The organism is Pusillimonas sp. SM2304 (assembly GCF_031628915.1).
In the GTDB taxonomy this organism is placed as follows: Bacteria; Pseudomonadota; Gammaproteobacteria; order Burkholderiales; family Burkholderiaceae_B; genus Pusillimonas_C.
Genome location: NZ_JAVLUJ010000001.1, coordinates 212,055 through 227,252 on the forward strand (window position 1 = coordinate 212,055; position 15,198 = coordinate 227,252).

Here is a 15,198-nt window from a genome sequence, read left to right on the forward strand (position 1 = left end):
TACAGCAGGCTTAGCCCTGAGCCTCTGAAGCGCAGACACTTTGTTGAACCACCTGGAATCTTTTCTGTGAACCGTAACAACGAAACCATCCGCCTTCACGCACTGCGGCAGCACTTTACTTTTTCTACACGCCTGACCTGCATCACAACGGCCCTGCTTCTGGCCTTCTGCGTCGCACCGATACCCGCCCAGGCACAGGAAGCCCCCATATCCATCAACATCCCGGCGCAACCACTAGGCCAGGCGCTGGTCGAACTGGCAAACCGGTTTTCGCTGGAACTGGCATACGCTCCCGACATCGCGGCAGGGCTGAATGCCCCGGCCGTATCCGGCAACCTGACTGCCGACCAGGCATTGGAACAATTGCTGGCCGGGACCAATATCCGATACCGGCGCAACGGAAAGAGCGTGTCGCTGTCGTCATCCGCGCCGGACTCGTCGGGACAAGCCACCCGATTGACGCCGGTGACAGTTGTGGGATCGGCCAACGGGCTGCCACCCGCCTACGCCGGCGGGCAAATAGCCGTCGGCAGCAGGGTCGGGCTGCTGGGCAACAAGGATTTCATGGATACGCCATTCAGCACCAAGGCCTATACCCGGGAAGCGATAGAGAACACCCAATCGGACAATCTGCTACGGGTAATTTCAGACACAGACCCATCCGTATCCACCACAGGCAACGCTTATGACCTGAGCAATTACGCTGCCGTGCAAATCCGCGGCTTCAGTAATTCTGGCCTGGAAGATCTGGGCATCAACGGATTATATGGATTGGCATCCTATGGCAACCGCAGTCTGGGCGACTTCGCAGAACATGTGGAAGTCTTTAAGGGCCCGTCGGCACTCTTGAACGGCATGATGCCCGGCGGCAGTATCGGCGGAACCGTGAACACGGCGACCAAGCGGGCCACCGATACGCCCATAAACCGGTTGAGCATGGGCTACGAGAGCGACTCCATCTATTCGGGCAAGATTGATATGGGCCGCCGCTTCGGCACGGACAATCGTTGGGGTGTGCGCCTGAATGCAACAAAACGCGAGGGCGAGTCCCCCATCAAGCACAAGAAACTCGACAACCAGGCGGCTGGACTTGGAATCGACTACCGTGGCACCGACCTGAGAGTGGGCTTCGACTGGATCCACAACGAGGAGCATACGGACGGCGTGTCCGCCCAGATTACCTCACGGTTGGCCTCGGTGCCCAAACCTCCGACCCACGACAAGCTGATCGCTGGTGAACCCTGGACCGTTTACGAAACCCGCGGCGATCTCTTTATGCTGAAGGGCGAGTATGACATCAGCGACGATACGACTGTGTGGGCAAGCATCGGCAGGAACGAGCGCAAAATGACTGCCAACGTGATGAATTGGCGCCTGCTGAACATGGATGGCGACTTCGCCCGCGACTCAGCGCTGGTCTGGAACTCGAAGTTCGAGAACAGTGCCGGAGATGTGGGAGCGCAAACCCGATTTGATACCGGGCCGATCAACCACCAGTTGTCGATCAACGCCAATGCGTCGCAAAGAACCGTATATCAGGCCAGAGTCAACTATCCTCTAAGTGGCCTGGACTCGGGCAACATCTACGATCCGACCTATGTTTCCAGGCCGGACGTGGATTATTCCCCCGACATGCCCAAGAGCAACGAAGACACACTGCGCAGCGTAGGGATTGCCGATACGCTTTCTATGTTCGACAGCCGTTTTCAGTTGACGGTGGGCGTGCGCCGCCAGAACGTAAGGCAGAAAAGCTTCGATGCGGCGACCGGCCAATTGCGAGACAACCCCTATGATGAATCGGCCACGACACCCGCCGCCGCCGTGCTCTTCAAGCTGACCGATAGTGTTTCTCTGTACGGAAACTACATCGAAGGCCTGAGTGCGGGCGCACAGGCGCCTGCGACCGCCGCCAACGCCGGAGAAATTTTCGCTCCCTACAAATCCAGGCAGAAAGAGATCGGCATCAAGTACGATCTCGGTAGCCTTGCGACGACGCTTTCCGTGTTCGAGATCAACCGGCCCAGCTCCATGACGGATCCCGAAACCAATATCTATAGTTTCGGTGGTGAACAGCGCAACCGCGGCATTGAATGGGAAGTTTTCGGGGAACCTGTCAAAGGACTGCGTCTTATCGGGGGGCTTAGTTGGAAGCAGGCGAAACTGACGAAAACGCAGGGCGGACTTTACCAAGGCAATGACGCGCCCGAAGTCCCACGGTTCGAGGCCAAGCTTGGCGTCGCCTACGACGTCGCGACGGTCCCCGGCCTGACCTTGACGGCAAACGCCATCCATACCGGCAAGCAATACCTGGATCAAGCCAATACCCAGTCCGTTCCAAGCTGGCGGCGCTATGACCTGGGCTTCGCCTACGCCACCAAGCTTGCTGACAACCGTGTCATATTGCGCGGCACCGTCTACAACGTCGCTAACGCCCACTACTGGTATGGCTCGCTCTGGCGAGGCGTCAGCCAACCCCGTACCTTCAATTTGTCCGCATCAATCGAATTCTGATTGTCATACCTTACTCATCTAATGGGAAAGATCATTCCATGAACCGTATCATCACATCGGCGCTACTGTGCGTTGCGGCCACAGCAGGCATTCTTGGCTGCACCGCACCCACAAAGAACTTTCAGACGACCGCAAACGCGGCCAACGCCATCCAAAACAGGGCGGAGCCGGTCGTTACCCGCGCTGCGATCGCGCAAGGTATTTACGAACTGGTCTACAGCGACAAGCAAGGTGTGCTGTTCGTGGCGTCGGCCGGCAGCTTCAAGGATGAGTCGGTGCCTTATCAGATCCTGGTGGTGAATCCGGCCGATCTTGCCGTTATCGATAAGATCGAACTGCCTCTTCGGGCATTCAGCCTGGCGCTGGACGATGCCGGCGACCGCCTGTATGTCGGGAACACAGGCAGCGGCGCCGTCACCGTCATCGATACCCGAACCCGCCAGATCCAACAGACTTGGCAGTTGGTCAACGTGAGCAAGGGCAAGGACGGCCGTGACCGGCCGGAATACCATTTCCGCCAACTGCTGCTGGACACCGACAATCACCGGCTGTATATGGCTGGTTTTGACAATAAAGAGAGCAAGCTTTTCGTCATCGACACTCAGACGGGACGCATAGAGAAAATCATTCCCGGATTCGGATACACGGCCACGGGGATAGCGCTTGATGCCAAGCATAAGCGACTGTATGTGTCCAACATGGAAGGCGAGGCCGTCGTCGTTGACACGGCGTCGAACGAAATCGTCAAACGCTTTGACTTGGGCGTGGAACAGCCATTGAACCTGGCCTACGACGGGGTAAACCATCGCCTGCTGGCCGTGGACCAGGGGCACCCCAAAATGACCGCCTTTCAGAAGAAGGACATGCCGGGCTATGAATCGCATCACCCCGGCAGCCGGGTGGTGGCCATCGACCTGGCCACCGGGAAGACCGTCGCCGAACTCGAAGCGGGGGGGCCGGTCAACCTCAAGATTGACCCCGCGCGTGAGCGCCTGTTTGTAGCGAATCGCGCTTCCGGCGAGCTAACGATTTTCGACAGCAAGGGCTACCGCAAGCTGCATACCATCAGCCTGCCCGCGCACCCGAACACGCCTGCCCTGAATAGCAAGACCGGAGAGCTGTTCGTTACCGTGAAGAATGGAGAAGATGCGCCCGAAGGGTCACCGGAAAGCATTGCGCGCATCCGATAATCTCCCCCGCAAGGCGGGCCAATAACAGGCGCAAAAAATCCCGCCCGCCTCACGGCGAGCGGGAAGCATGCATGACAGTGCTTACGAGGCGGCTACAACTCGGCAATCTTTGACCAGGACGTTGCTGACGGTGGAAGTCTGGCCGCTGACGACTTGCTGCGTTTCCTGGGTGAGCATTTTGCCGTTTACGGTACCGGCATCGCCACGCGTGAATTTGTCAGTGGTCCAGGTGTATCCATTCCCGCGGAATGTATTACCCACCATGTCGACGTTGCTGGTGGTGGCGCGCGTCAGGTCAACAGCCTGGTTGTTGTAAATGACCTTGGCAGCCATCGGATCATCGCCCTGAAAGGTGTACTGGACGCTTAGCGGCTGGGTGCTGCCTTGGCCGCAGTTGTATTCAACCGTTTGTTGCGACAATTCCTGAGCGTTTTTTTGTGGCGTTGAACATGCAGCCAGCCCTGCGCACAAGAACACACCGGCTAGTGCTGTGAGATTACGGTTCATGGATGGTCCTTTAAGGTTCCAGGCATCACGCCTGCTCTTAATTTTTTATACCACCGCGGTTGTGTAGCGCCTGTAAGCCACCGTGTCCAATTGAAACTCACCCTGCGAAGCCGCTGATCAAGCCAACGCCCTCGGCTGGTCAACAGCGGGCTGTGGCCGCTGCTTCAGGCTCGGCTACCGCCGCCGGCCATGTGTTCAAGTAGCACAACTTCGAAGCAATTCCTCGCGGAGCACGGCCAGCGGTCCCTCAAGCGCGCTTTCCCTCCGCCAAATCAATGAAATGGGCGGCAAGGGCGTCCCCAATTTCAAGTCCAGAATGCTGACTCCCTGGAGCGATGCGTATTTGCGGGCAGCGGACATGGGCGAGACGGTAAGCAGGGTTCCCTGCTCCACCAGGCTCAGGTTGGAAAAGAAATTCGCGGATTCAATGATGGGCACAGGGGGCGAAATCCCCGCATGCAGGAACTCGTCGACCAGCAAGTTTCGAGTCACTGACCCCAATGGCGGCAAGGTCCAGCCCCAATCAAGGGTATCCCGCAAGGTGAGCCGCTTCCTGCTGGCAAGGGGATGACGTTTTCCCGCAACAACACACATCCCTTCCTCATAAAGTGTCTGGAATTGAAAGGAGTGGCGACCATCCATCGCGTGCGCCGCGTCGCGGGTGGGCCGCCCGATGACACAATCGAAATGGTTGTCCGCCAATCCGCGCAACAGCACGTCGGAGGTAGCCTCCGTCAGTGAGAACTCCAACTCGCGATGTTGCTCAACGACTTTTGCCAACACTTGAGGCATGACGTTCAGCATACTTCTTGGCAGTACACCCAGTCGGTAGATCCGCCGGGCCCGGCTAAAGAAAGCGCTTGCATCCTCGCTCAGCGCTTTGACTTCATTCTCGATCACCGTCAGGCGTTGAAGCAAGGACATGAGGGCTGGCGTGGGTGTCATGCCTCGGCGGGATCGCACGAATAGCTCAAGGCCCAACACCTGTTCCACCTCCAGCAGCATCGCGCTGGCTGCGGGTTGCGTGACGCAAAGAACATCGGCGGCCTTGCGGACCGAGCCATGTTCGGCGATGAGTTGCAGCAAGCGCAGGCTTCTGAACCTTAATGAAGACAGCCGCGGGGTGATGGGGTGTGGCAGTGAAAGCCTCCTGTTATCACATGACCGGATTTTTTGATTTCATGGTTATAGCTGAGTTGGCGTACTGTGTCCACTGGAAATCAAAAGAGGAGATATTCATGAAACGCCGACAGTTCGTCGCTGCCTCAGCCATCTTGACCGCGGCCACCCTCCTGGGATCGGCAACCCCAGTACTCGCACAGGCTTGGCCCAATCGGCCCATTACATTGATCGTTCCATTCGCGCCGGGCGGAGCCACCGACATCGTCGGGCGAATCATGGCGGATCAGCTTGGAAAGGTGCTTGGCCAGACGGTCGTCGTCGAGAACAAGGGCGGCGCAGCCGGCGCGATCGGCATGGGGGATCTTGCCCGTTCAAAACCGGACGGATATACCTTTGCCTTGATCACGGATTCGATTCCCATCCAGCCATTGCTCAACAACTCGCTGGCTTGGGACATGAGCAAGTTCGAGGCCGTTGCCAAGATCGCCACCTCCCCTGAAGTCCTCGTGGTCAATCCCAACGTGCCGGTGGATTCAGTGAAGGGCTTCGTGGAATATGCCCAGTCACAACCCGGCAAGCTATCGTATGCAGCCTCGAGCGCGGGCTCTGTGCATCACCTGGCCGGCGAAGTGTTCAAGCAGCAAACCAATATCGATATCGTCCATATTCCCTATAAAGGCGGCGGCCAGTCAATCGTGGATATGGCCTCTGGCAGGGTTGAAGCGGGATTCATTGGGCTGGCGCCCATACTTTCTCAGCTGCAGAGCGGGCAGCTCAAGGCGCTGGCGCTCACCGGCGCGGAACGAAACGCGCTCGCTCCGAACGTGCCGACCTTCCAGGAAGCCGGCTACGGTGACTTTGATGTAGAGCTGTGGATCGGCCTTGTGGGACTGAAGGATATGCCTGACGAGGTCGTCTCGAGCATGAGAAGCGCGATCGATCAGATCGTTTCCTCGGAATCGGTACAGAAGAATCTGCGCGAGATAGGGTTCGAACCGGTTATGCAGGACAGCCTCGACTTTGCCGCGTGGCTGTCCGAGCAACAGCAGGGCTGGGACAATGTGATCGAGCAAATCGGGATGAGGCAGGAGTAGTCCATGTCCATGCAAGACATATTCGGAGAAAGGGCCGCGACTGCCACCATCATGCAAATCGAGGCGGCGCTTGCGCGGGCCCAGGCTCGCCTGGGCATTATCCCCCAGACGGCCTCCGATACGATCAACGAAAAGGCGCAGCCCGATTTCGCGCCGGCGGGAGCGATCCAGGAAGCCATAGAAAGTGTCGGCCACCCTTTGGTGGCGCTGCTAAAGACCTGGTCAGTCGCGCTGGGCGACGAAGCGGCCGCCTTCCTGCATTACGGAGCCACCACGCCGGATATCCGGCTCACGACGCAAGTCATTCAGATGCGCCGCGCCATGGAGCGTTTCTGCGGGCGCGCCCTGTGCATCGAAGCGCGCTTGATGGCGCTTGCGCAAACCCACCGATCCACACCCATGATGGGCCGTACGGTGGGACGCCACGCCCTGCCGATCACCTTCGGTCTCAAGGCCAGCACCTGGATGCTCGAGAATCGGCGCAACATCATCCGGATGCAGGGGTGGCTTTCCCGGACCAACACAGGCGTGCTGGGCGGAGCAGTGGGAACCTATGCCGCGCTTGGTGACCAGGGTTTCGAGGTCGAGACGCTGACCATGGAGGAGCTGGGCCTTGCGCCACCCGAACCTGCCGACTGGAAGGGCACCCGCGACAAGCATGCGGAATGGGGATGCACGATTGCGATCATGGCCAAGAGCCTGGCCCGCATGGCGCAAGATATCTTTCTGCTGCAAGGCGACGATTTTGCCGAGCTGGACGAGGGAAACACCGAAGTGGGCTCAAGCACGATGCCGCACAAATCGAACCCGCGCAAGGCCACCGCGATTATCGGGCTGTCCCGCCAGATCGCCCATGAATCCGGCGTGTTGCTCGACTGGATGGTTTCCATTTATGAGCGCGATCAGATCAGCAATGACAGCTCGCTCGCATCCATTGCGACCAACATGGACCAGCTGCTTGCCGCGGCCGAGGGGCTGCTGGCTGGGCTGACCGTGCATCCCGCCAACATGGACCGGAACCTGGGGCGCACCGATGGCTTGATCATGGCCGAACGGATCATGTTTTCCCTGGGTCGGCACATCGGCAAGCATAAGGCCCATGTCGTGGTCAGGGACGCCGCCCGACAAGCGGCCGCAGAGGGCATCGCATTCCGCGCAGCCCTACTCGCCCAGGAAGCGCTCGCCTCGAATCTGAGCGAAGCCGAGCTGGATGAGCTGCTTGATCACCGGACCTATCTTGGCCTGGCGCCTGAGGCCGTTGATCGTGCCATAGCGTATGTCACGGCCCGGCGAACGGCAGACGCGACGCTGTCGCGGAACCCCATGGCACCCCATTCATAAGGATTGAAGACAATGGAAGACAGCTTCATCAATAAGGCGGGCTCCGACCACATCCAGAGCGCGCTTGCCTTGCCAGGCCGCGACCTCAAGCCCAGGAAGAAAGGCATTACGTCGGTCATCGATTGGGGCCCAGACACGTTTGGCTGGGGCGGCAGCGACATCGGGATCCGATCAGCGCTCGAATGTACGGCGGACTATATCGATTTCGTCAAGATCTTCGCACCCAACCTGCTTCTGATACCCGAACAAACCATCAAGAAGGCCGTTGCCTGCTACAAGGACTACGGCGTATCCGTCTATGCGGGTGGAATCATTTTCGAATATGCTTACCGCCGCAACGAGGTTGACGCCTTTCTTCAGCTACTGCGCCGGGTAGGTCTGGATGCACTCGAGGTTTCCGAAAACTGCGTGTCCTTGAGCCGCGATGAGCGAATGAACATTATCAGCCAGCTTCAAAGGCAGGGCTTTCAGGTAGTGTACGAATACGGCGCCAAGGATCCGGACATGCCCATGCAGCTGGAGGATCTTGATGGGATCGTCGCCGACCTGCATGACGTTGGAATCGAATACCTGACGCTTGAGCAGTCCGAGCTCGATTTGCTGGCATCCCAGAAACCAAAGGAGATGGAACAACTCAAGGCACGGGAATGGTTCAGCCGGGCGCTGATCGAAGCCGACCCTTATCGATTTCCCAAACAGCACGCCACGATGCTGTCGGAGTTCGGCAGTGACGTGAATCTGGCGAACATCACTTTAGGCCAGGCATTGCGTTTAGAGGGCATGCGCCGGGGCATCGGGCGCGCGGTCGGCTACTCGATTTTCACCCAACTCTAGTACACTGGATTCAACAAACTGTTCTCTCTGAAATGATGGCTATCGGTGTGATTCTGGGCCTCCTTGTGGGCGCCGTTCTGGGGTTGACCGGGGCGGGCGGGGGCATTCTCGCCGTGCCGGCGCTCATTTTTGGTCTCGGTATCAGCATGCCCCAAGCCGTGCCCATTGCGCTCATTGCCGTGGGGATGGGGGCCGCGCTGGGCGCCTTCTATGGTTTGCGCCGCGGCACGGTACGCTACAAGGCCGCGCTGCTCATGGGCGCTGCGGGCGTGCTGGGATCACCCCTTGGCGTGGCGATGGCTCACCGGCTGCCGGCCCAGGGGCTGAGCCTGCTCTTTGCGGCCATCATGGTGTTGGTGAGTTTGAGAACACTCCGGCAAGCCCGTGGCTTGGGCAGCCCGGCCCATCAAGCCGACGCGGCAAAAACCTGCCGGATTTCACCCAACACCGGCCGGTTCGTATGGACCGGCAAGACGGCGGCCACGCTCGGCGCCATTGGCGTCATCTCCGGCCTCTGCACAGGCATGCTGGGCGTGGGGGGAGGCTTCATCATCGTACCCGCCCTGGCACACTACACAGAACTGCGCATGCACAGCATCGTGCCCACTTCGCTCACGGTCATCGTTCTGGTTTCCGCGTTCACCGTCGCCTCGTTCCTGGCCCAGGGCTTGGTGATTGCGCCGCCGGAATGGGCCTTCATTGGGGCGGTCGTGGCGGGCATGGCTGTGGGCCAATACCTCGCCCGCCGCCTGACGGCAAGCGTGTTGCAGCGCGGGTTCGCATCAGTGTGCCTCGTGGTGGCAGGCCTTTTGATAGCGCGCAGTCTAATGTAGCGCCCCGCCCGTGCATGGCGCATGGAAGTCAGTCTGTTGCGGGCGGACCGGGCGGCGCCGGCTGTTCCAGAATAATTTCCACCCGCCGATTGCTCGCGCGGCCTTGCTCGGTGTCATTACTGGCCAAAGGCTGGGTATCCGCATAGCCAATGGCGCGCAGGCGCGTGCGCCCTACACCGTTGGCCGCCAAGTATCGGACCACCCTGCCCGCCCGGGCGCCCGACAGTTCCCAATTCGACGGATACTGCCCGCCCCGTATGGGCAAGGCATCGGTATGGCCTTCGACGGTGATGGTGTACTGGCTGTCCTTGAGCACGGGAAGGAGCTTGCGCAGGACCGCAAGGCCTTCCCGGCTAAGGTCGGCTTTGGCGGAGGTATACAGGATTTCGCTGTTGATCCGGAAGCTGACGGATTCCTGCTTGCGAATGATCTCGATGTCGTCGCCCAGCTCTGGCAATGCCAACAAGCCCACGCCACCGGCCGCAGGCTCGGGGGCGGCGGATACTGGCGCACGCTCCTCATCCCCCATGACATGCTGCAAGACGGCGTCGGGATCTGTCTCGCCCTGGAAGTAGGAGGGCAGCTCGACGGCAAATGTTGCTTGCTCAAGGTCTGGCTCGGCCAGGCCGGGCGCATAGGTGGGCGGGTCCCACTCAGTATGCGCGGTGATGGCCGGCAATGGGTCAGTCTCGGGGGGCGCCGGGATCAGCGGCACAGTGGCAGGCGGGGCAGGCACCGGGACCTCGGCCTGTGGAACGGCCTGAAGTACGTCGGGCGCGGACCCGCCTGGCAATAAACCGCTATGCGCCGGCAGCAGCCCGGCTGTCGTGGCGGCAGGCGACAGTTTGGCCACCGTTCCCGACAAGGCCAGCATCACCACCAGCAGCACCAGCAACAAGGTGATCAGATCCAGATAGGTCAATAGCCAGCCTTCGGTTTCTTCCTCGGGCACCGGCTCGACGTACCATTTGTTCTGATGCACCACGCTCATGACTGTCTGGTCTGCGGCTTGGCCTTGGGCTTCGGCCGGAACCGGAGCCCGATCCGCGTCGCCTTCACCGGCTGGGCCAATTGCTCTTTGTCCCGCCTGCCCTGGCGATCGTTGATTTCGTCGTCATGCTCTTCCATGAAGGAATTGAGGGTCTCGCGCATCAGCGAGGGGCTGCGCCTCTGGCACATCATGGAAACGCCTTGCATGATCATGCTCATGACGATCACGCGCTGCTCGGTGCGCCGCTCCAGCTTGACTGCCACAGGCTTCAGAAGCAAGTTGGCGAACAAGATACCGTAGAAAGTCGTCATCAAGGCCAGCGCCATTTGCTGGCCGATGGCCGCCATGTCGCCGTCCCCCAGCAGGAAGAGCAGATTCACCAGCCCCACCAGGGTGCCCAGCATGCCGAACGCCGGCGCAAAACCGGCCATTGTCCGGAACAGCTGCGCTTCCGCGCGCTCCCGGGCACGGAGCCGGGATACGCGCCATTGCATCAGATCGACGATGTCTTTCTCGGGCGCATGGTCGATAACCAGTTGCACGCCCGTTTTGAGGAAAGGGTTGGAAACATTTTCCAGCGCGCCCTCGACCTTGCGGATGTCGTTTTTCATCCATAGCCGCGAAATGGAGATGAGGTCGTCGATATCCTGCTCGGTATGCAGGCGTTCGTTGCGCAGCACGGCGCCTAGCAGGCGGAAGACGCGCAGCACTTCGCTGAGCGGATAGCTGATGAAGGTCGCTGCCAGAGTGCCGATCACCACGATGCCCAGACTGGGTATGTCGACGAACGAGGCAGCGTTCTCTGCGGAAAAGAACAGCACCGCACCCAGCAGGAGCACGCTTGCAACGATACCGATAAGGGTGGAGGGATTCATACGTCAGCATTATACGTGCGACGGCATCGCAGCTCGCCGCTTCTGAACAGCGAAACTCCATTTTTCAACCCGCATGCGCACTGAATCAGGTTTCGCATAGCGATTCAGTTTCAGAGCCTCGTCCCTTTAGCTACCTAGAATTGAGTGGCTGTACCCATAAAAGAATAGCTGCATCTTGAGTGCAGACAGCTCGACTTGGGCCTACAAACAGGAGACGACATGAGCTCACTAAAGACCATGCAGAATGTATTGCTTATTTTGGCGGCAATGTTCTGCACCAACACCTATTCAGCAAACTATCCTGAAAGGCCGCTTCGGTTAATCGTCGCATTTCCCGCTGGCGGCACATCCGACACCATTGCGCGACTCCTTGCCGATCGCATGTCCCAGAAACTGGGCCAGCCAGTGACAGTGGAAAATCGCACCGGCGCCAACGGAATTGTTGGCACGCAAGATGCGCGCACAGCCAATCCCGATGGCTATACGATTATTCTTGTCCCATCCGGTCACGCTATAAACAGCACCTTGAATCCGGCCGCCACTTACGACCCCATCAAGGATTTCACCATGATCAGCTTGATCGGCACGGTACCCATGGTCGTTACAGCCGGGTCCAACTTAGGAGCCAAGAATATCGCTGGCCTGATCGAAACGGCCAAAGCGTCGGAAAAGAAGATCAGCTATGGGTCGGGAGGTGTCGGCAGCTCCAATCAACTGGCCACTGAACTATTCGGAGCCATGGCAGGCATAAGCACCTTGAACCATATTCCCTACCGGGGCGATACACCAGGCATCGCAGATTTACTCGGGGGCCACATTTCATTTATTTTTCTCAATGTTCCGAGCGCGCTTCCATTGGTCAAAGAGGGTAAATTGACCGCCCTGGCAATAACGGGGGCAGAACGATCGCCTTTGCTGCCTGACGTACCGACAATCTCGGAAACCGTGCCTGGGTATGCTGCCGGCTCGTGGCATATCATTATTGGACCCGCGGGCATTCCGGAAGATCGCGTGGCGATCTTGAGCAAAACCATTGTAGATATCGTGCATGAGCCAGACTTTTCAGATCGGCTTTTAGGCATGGGAATAGACCCGGTGGGCAGCACGCCAGAGGAATTGAAGACCTTCATGAGCCAGGAAATTGAGAAGTGGAAAAAGGTTATCGAAGACGCTGATATAAAGCTGTGATGTGGATATCGCATGTCTTTGACAGCGCCTTTACCGCTGAATCATTGCCCGAACGCAATCCCGCGTGCTTGCAATAGCCGCGTCATACCCGCGAGCCGCCATCAATTGAACCATTTTGACGGAATTGGACAGTACGCGGCTGCCCTGCGGGTAGCGGTCCAGCGAAACGTAGAGGCAAGTATCCCTGGTGACGATTACGCCTGCCGCCCGCAGTAACGGCAATAAACCCTGCCGCTCTGCTTCCGCGCTTACTTCCGCATTTGTATGCACCAGGAATACCTTGTCCGCACGCACTGATTCGCCATCCACCAGCGCAGTGATTTCACGAAGCTGACTCAAGGATGCGTGCGGACAACCGATAACGGCAATATCCGCCGACCGCTTCTCCGAATGCTGGTTGATTTCCAGACGCTGCTGTTCTATATCGTCATCCCGGATTTCCATAGCCTCGATTTCCGTCAGCTCCGTATCGTCTGCCAGGCCCAGGCTGATGGCAGCTTCGAACGTTGGCGCTTCAGGCGATATGCCCACAAGGTGAAACATCGAGAGCGAACAATAGCTTGCAAACCCGGCGCATAATCCATACAGGCTGACAGCGTCGGTGTCTGGGGGGATGCCTGTGATCACCGGAATTCTTCCGCCACAGCGACGGGCAAGCACCGCGCCCAGAAGATGAAAACGATGGAGTTCGGACAGTTCCGCGCGAACATGCATGGCCAGCCGCGCCCGCCTGTTCGAAAGTATGTGCATGCCATAGTTGGGCGTCACACCGGTCAATGCCGAAGCCAGAGCGGTAACGCCTTCCCTATTGGTGCGTGCGCCCAACACGCTATTCACATACGGAGCGGTCGCCGACTCGCTCCATGCAACACAACTGCCCGGCTCAGGAAGATGGCCTTGTGTGAAGGGATTGCAAGAGCAACTGTCAAGCGCGCCCATGCGCAGCAACGCCTTGAGCGCCCTGCCCTGCATCTCGTCGTCTGCGCTGCCGGACGTCTTGCCCGAATGGCGCTCTGCCGAGAGCACGTTTGTAGTCGTTAGGACGCGTACCCGCGCTCCGCTTGCAGCCAGCTTTTCCAGCCAACGCACCCCTGCGGGCCCTAACGATGTGAACGAAAGGCCGACATGAGCGGAACGAATGGGAACGAAATCAGCCGCGCCAACTGCCCGGCCTGCCGCAAGAAGGATGGACATCATTTCTTGGGCCGCTGCGCCCATGCCGCCATTCAGCATGGCTTGATGCTCGGCGCTTAGCTTCATGGGAATGAGATCACGCCTGAAGAGCCGTCGACCCGCAGCAGGCATCCCACTGGAATTTCCAGCAGCGCTTCAGGGGTAATGCCTCCGACCATGGGAATGCCTGCAATATGGGCTCCCGCGGTGACTATGGCATCCGGCTTGCACATGACAATCGCTTTGGGTGCGGTTCCACGCTCTGACAGGTTCATCAATACGTACGATCCGCTGCTACTGCCCTTACCTTCCGGAAAGCACAAAATCGTGCCGGCCAGCCTGATACCGCTCAATGCATGGCCGGGCTCCTCCAGTATGCCGGTATTGACATTAATACGCGCAACGCTCAAGGGCTGGCGGCTTACGCACGCCACGCCGCGTGCCACGCCCCTGACCAAGCCGGCCCCAAGAAGCATCGAGCGGGTCATTGAATCTGCAAGCCTGTCTTCTCGACCACGCTCGACCAGCGCTGGATCTCATCCGTTATAAAGCTGCGTGTTTCCTCTTCATTTCGCCACGCGGCATTGGCCCCGATAGACTCTAGCCGCTGTACCATTTCGGGACTGTCCATCATGTTCTTGACCTCCCGATTCAGCAGCGAAACAATGTCGGCGGGCGTCCCTGCCGGGGCGGCCAAGACGAACCAGGGCGCGGCCAACAGATTATTCATCCCTAGTTCCTTGAATGAGGGAACGTCGGGTAGCGCCGTGTTTCTTTCGGGGGTGGATACAGCGAGGGCTTTCAGTTGCCCGGCGCGGATCTGCTCAATGACCGCTGGCATGTTGTCGAAATCGATATCAATGTGGTTGCCTATCAAATCGAGTATGGCCGGGCCACTTCCTTTGTAGGGAATCATATTCAGTTCTGTTTTCGTGTCTATCTCGAACTGTGCGGTAAGAAGATGGTGCATGGAACCCACTGCGGGCAAGCCTGCTCGAACCGCTCCCGGCCGCTGCGTGGCAATGCGGACGAGGTCAGAGACATTATCGGCCGGGAACTTCAGACTGACGGCCAGGACAACCGTTACATCTATAAGTGTGGCGACAGGAGCGAAGTCTCTTAACACATCGTAGTTGATCCTATCTTTGTACAAGGCCAGCGAAGTAGCCATGGGGCCCGACGACGCGGCAAGCAATGTGTATCCATCTGCAGCGGCCTTGGCCACGGAATCAGTGCCAATGATGCCGCCCGCACCGCCGCGATTCTCTACGACAAAAGGCTGGCCAAGGGCGGATTCCAGATGCTTGGCCAGCAAGCGGCCAATAATGTCATTGGTGCCGCCGGGCGGAAACGGCACGACTATTTTTACTGGCTTGGTGGGGTACTGAGTAGTCGCAGGGGCCGGAGCATCCGCGGCGCGGGCGCTCCACATACTGGTGCCGATACAAAAACCCAGGATTGCAGCTGAAACTTTAGTCGCTATTTTCATTATGTCTCCATCCTTGCTCGGTTATTGAATGTCACTCCTAGTTTGTTCTT

14 protein-coding genes are annotated in these 15,198 nt (G+C 58.7%); 7 read left to right on the forward strand and 7 right to left on the reverse strand.

Annotated features, from left to right (window positions below; all coding sequences use genetic code 11):
• Positions 1-66 precede the first annotated feature (66 nt).
• Both RE432_RS00960 and RE432_RS00965 read left to right on the forward strand, forming a co-directional pair.
• Complete coding sequence (locus RE432_RS00960) at positions 67-2,511, forward strand: TonB-dependent receptor (RefSeq protein WP_310931347.1); 2,445 nt, start codon at positions 67-69, stop codon at positions 2,509-2,511.
• Between the two features lie 38 nt (positions 2,512-2,549).
• Entirely contained in the window at positions 2,550-3,701 is a 1,152-nt protein-coding gene (locus RE432_RS00965; RefSeq protein WP_310931348.1) for a YncE family protein, read from the forward strand.
• 81 nt (positions 3,702-3,782) lie between these two features.
• Here the strand turns inward: RE432_RS00965 and RE432_RS00970 are convergent, their stop codons facing one another.
• Positions 3,783-4,208 carry a hypothetical protein gene (locus RE432_RS00970; RefSeq protein ID WP_310931349.1) on the reverse strand — a complete coding sequence of 142 codons (426 nt, stop codon included), beginning with the start codon at positions 4,206-4,208 and terminating at the stop codon, positions 3,783-3,785.
• A 195-nt stretch (positions 4,209-4,403) separates the two neighbouring features.
• The gene (locus RE432_RS00975) at positions 4,404-5,378 is read right to left on the reverse strand and encodes a LysR family transcriptional regulator (RefSeq protein ID WP_310932988.1); all 975 of its coding nucleotides are present in this window, start codon (positions 5,376-5,378) and stop codon (positions 4,404-4,406) included.
• Positions 5,379-5,446: 68 nt separating this feature from the next.
• On the opposite strand from RE432_RS00975, the gene RE432_RS00980 reads away from it, so the two are divergent.
• From RE432_RS00980 to RE432_RS00995, 4 genes are read left to right on the forward strand one after another with little or no spacing between them, the layout of a single operon-like run.
• Positions 5,447-6,424 (forward strand): tripartite tricarboxylate transporter substrate-binding protein, encoded by a 978-nt coding sequence (locus tag RE432_RS00980; protein ID WP_310931350.1) that lies wholly within the window; start codon positions 5,447-5,449, stop codon positions 6,422-6,424.
• Between the two features lie 3 nt (positions 6,425-6,427).
• Entirely contained in the window at positions 6,428-7,765 is a 1,338-nt protein-coding gene (locus tag RE432_RS00985) for a lyase family protein (protein ID WP_310931351.1), read from the forward strand.
• A 12-nt stretch (positions 7,766-7,777) separates the two neighbouring features.
• The gene (locus RE432_RS00990; protein ID WP_310931352.1) at positions 7,778-8,599 is read left to right on the forward strand and encodes a phosphosulfolactate synthase; all 822 of its coding nucleotides are present in this window, start codon (positions 7,778-7,780) and stop codon (positions 8,597-8,599) included.
• Between the two features lie 35 nt (positions 8,600-8,634).
• On the forward strand, positions 8,635-9,432 hold the full coding sequence (locus RE432_RS00995; protein ID WP_310932989.1) for a sulfite exporter TauE/SafE family protein: 798 nt from the start codon (positions 8,635-8,637) through the stop codon (positions 9,430-9,432).
• Positions 9,433-9,460: 28 nt separating this feature from the next.
• Here RE432_RS00995 and RE432_RS01000 read toward each other — a convergent pair whose 3' ends face one another.
• Positions 9,461-10,423 (reverse strand): OmpA family protein, encoded by a 963-nt coding sequence (locus RE432_RS01000; protein WP_310931353.1) that lies wholly within the window; start codon positions 10,421-10,423, stop codon positions 9,461-9,463.
• Positions 10,420-11,298 (reverse strand): MotA/TolQ/ExbB proton channel family protein, encoded by an 879-nt coding sequence (locus RE432_RS01005; RefSeq protein WP_310931354.1) that lies wholly within the window; start codon positions 11,296-11,298, stop codon positions 10,420-10,422. The genes RE432_RS01000 and RE432_RS01005 overlap by 4 nt, the downstream gene beginning before the upstream one ends.
• A gap of 219 nt (positions 11,299-11,517) precedes the next feature.
• On the opposite strand from RE432_RS01005, the gene RE432_RS01010 reads away from it, so the two are divergent.
• Positions 11,518-12,486 carry a tripartite tricarboxylate transporter substrate binding protein gene (locus RE432_RS01010; protein ID WP_310931355.1) on the forward strand — a complete coding sequence of 323 codons (969 nt, stop codon included), beginning with the start codon at positions 11,518-11,520 and terminating at the stop codon, positions 12,484-12,486.
• Between the two features lie 30 nt (positions 12,487-12,516).
• On the opposite strand, the gene RE432_RS01015 is transcribed toward RE432_RS01010, so the two are convergent.
• The 3 genes from RE432_RS01015 to RE432_RS01025 are packed head-to-tail and all read right to left on the reverse strand — an operon-like array spanning position 12,517 to position 15,148.
• Positions 12,517-13,719, reverse strand: coding sequence for an aconitase X (locus RE432_RS01015; protein ID WP_310931356.1), 1,203 nt, complete (start codon positions 13,717-13,719; stop codon positions 12,517-12,519).
• A 23-nt stretch (positions 13,720-13,742) separates the two neighbouring features.
• Positions 13,743-14,147 carry an aconitase X swivel domain-containing protein gene (locus RE432_RS01020; protein WP_310931357.1) on the reverse strand — a complete coding sequence of 135 codons (405 nt, stop codon included), beginning with the start codon at positions 14,145-14,147 and terminating at the stop codon, positions 13,743-13,745.
• A complete protein-coding gene (locus RE432_RS01025; RefSeq protein WP_310931358.1) occupies positions 14,144-15,148 on the reverse strand; it encodes a tripartite tricarboxylate transporter substrate binding protein in 1,005 nt (334 codons plus the stop codon). Before RE432_RS01025 ends, RE432_RS01020 begins: the two co-directional genes overlap by 4 nt.
• Positions 15,149-15,198: the final 50 nt, after the last annotated feature.

Bases quoted from the DNA above. Each gene is read 5' to 3' on its own strand.
- RE432_RS00980 (WP_310931350.1), top strand. From the start codon at position 5,447: ATGAAACGCCGACAGTTCGTCGCTGCCTCAGCCATCTTGACCGCGGCC.
- RE432_RS00965 (WP_310931348.1), top strand. From the start codon at position 2,550: ATGAACCGTATCATCACATCGGCGCTACTGTGCGTTGCGGCCACAGCA.
- RE432_RS01010 (WP_310931355.1), top strand. From the start codon at position 11,518: ATGAGCTCACTAAAGACCATGCAGAATGTATTGCTTATTTTGGCGGCA.
- RE432_RS01020 (WP_310931357.1), bottom strand. From the start codon at position 14,147: ATGACCCGCTCGATGCTTCTTGGGGCCGGCTTGGTCAGGGGCGTGGCA.
- RE432_RS01000 (WP_310931353.1), bottom strand. From the start codon at position 10,423: ATGAGCGTGGTGCATCAGAACAAATGGTACGTCGAGCCGGTGCCCGAG.
- RE432_RS01025 (WP_310931358.1), bottom strand. From the start codon at position 15,148: ATGAAAATAGCGACTAAAGTTTCAGCTGCAATCCTGGGTTTTTGTATC.
- RE432_RS00970 (WP_310931349.1), bottom strand. From the start codon at position 4,208: ATGAACCGTAATCTCACAGCACTAGCCGGTGTGTTCTTGTGCGCAGGG.
- RE432_RS00985 (WP_310931351.1), top strand. From the start codon at position 6,428: ATGTCCATGCAAGACATATTCGGAGAAAGGGCCGCGACTGCCACCATC.
- RE432_RS01015 (WP_310931356.1), bottom strand. From the start codon at position 13,719: ATGCTGAATGGCGGCATGGGCGCAGCGGCCCAAGAAATGATGTCCATC.
- RE432_RS00995 (WP_310932989.1), top strand. From the start codon at position 8,635: ATGGCTATCGGTGTGATTCTGGGCCTCCTTGTGGGCGCCGTTCTGGGG.
- RE432_RS01005 (WP_310931354.1), bottom strand. From the start codon at position 11,298: ATGAATCCCTCCACCCTTATCGGTATCGTTGCAAGCGTGCTCCTGCTG.
- RE432_RS00990 (WP_310931352.1), top strand. From the start codon at position 7,778: ATGGAAGACAGCTTCATCAATAAGGCGGGCTCCGACCACATCCAGAGC.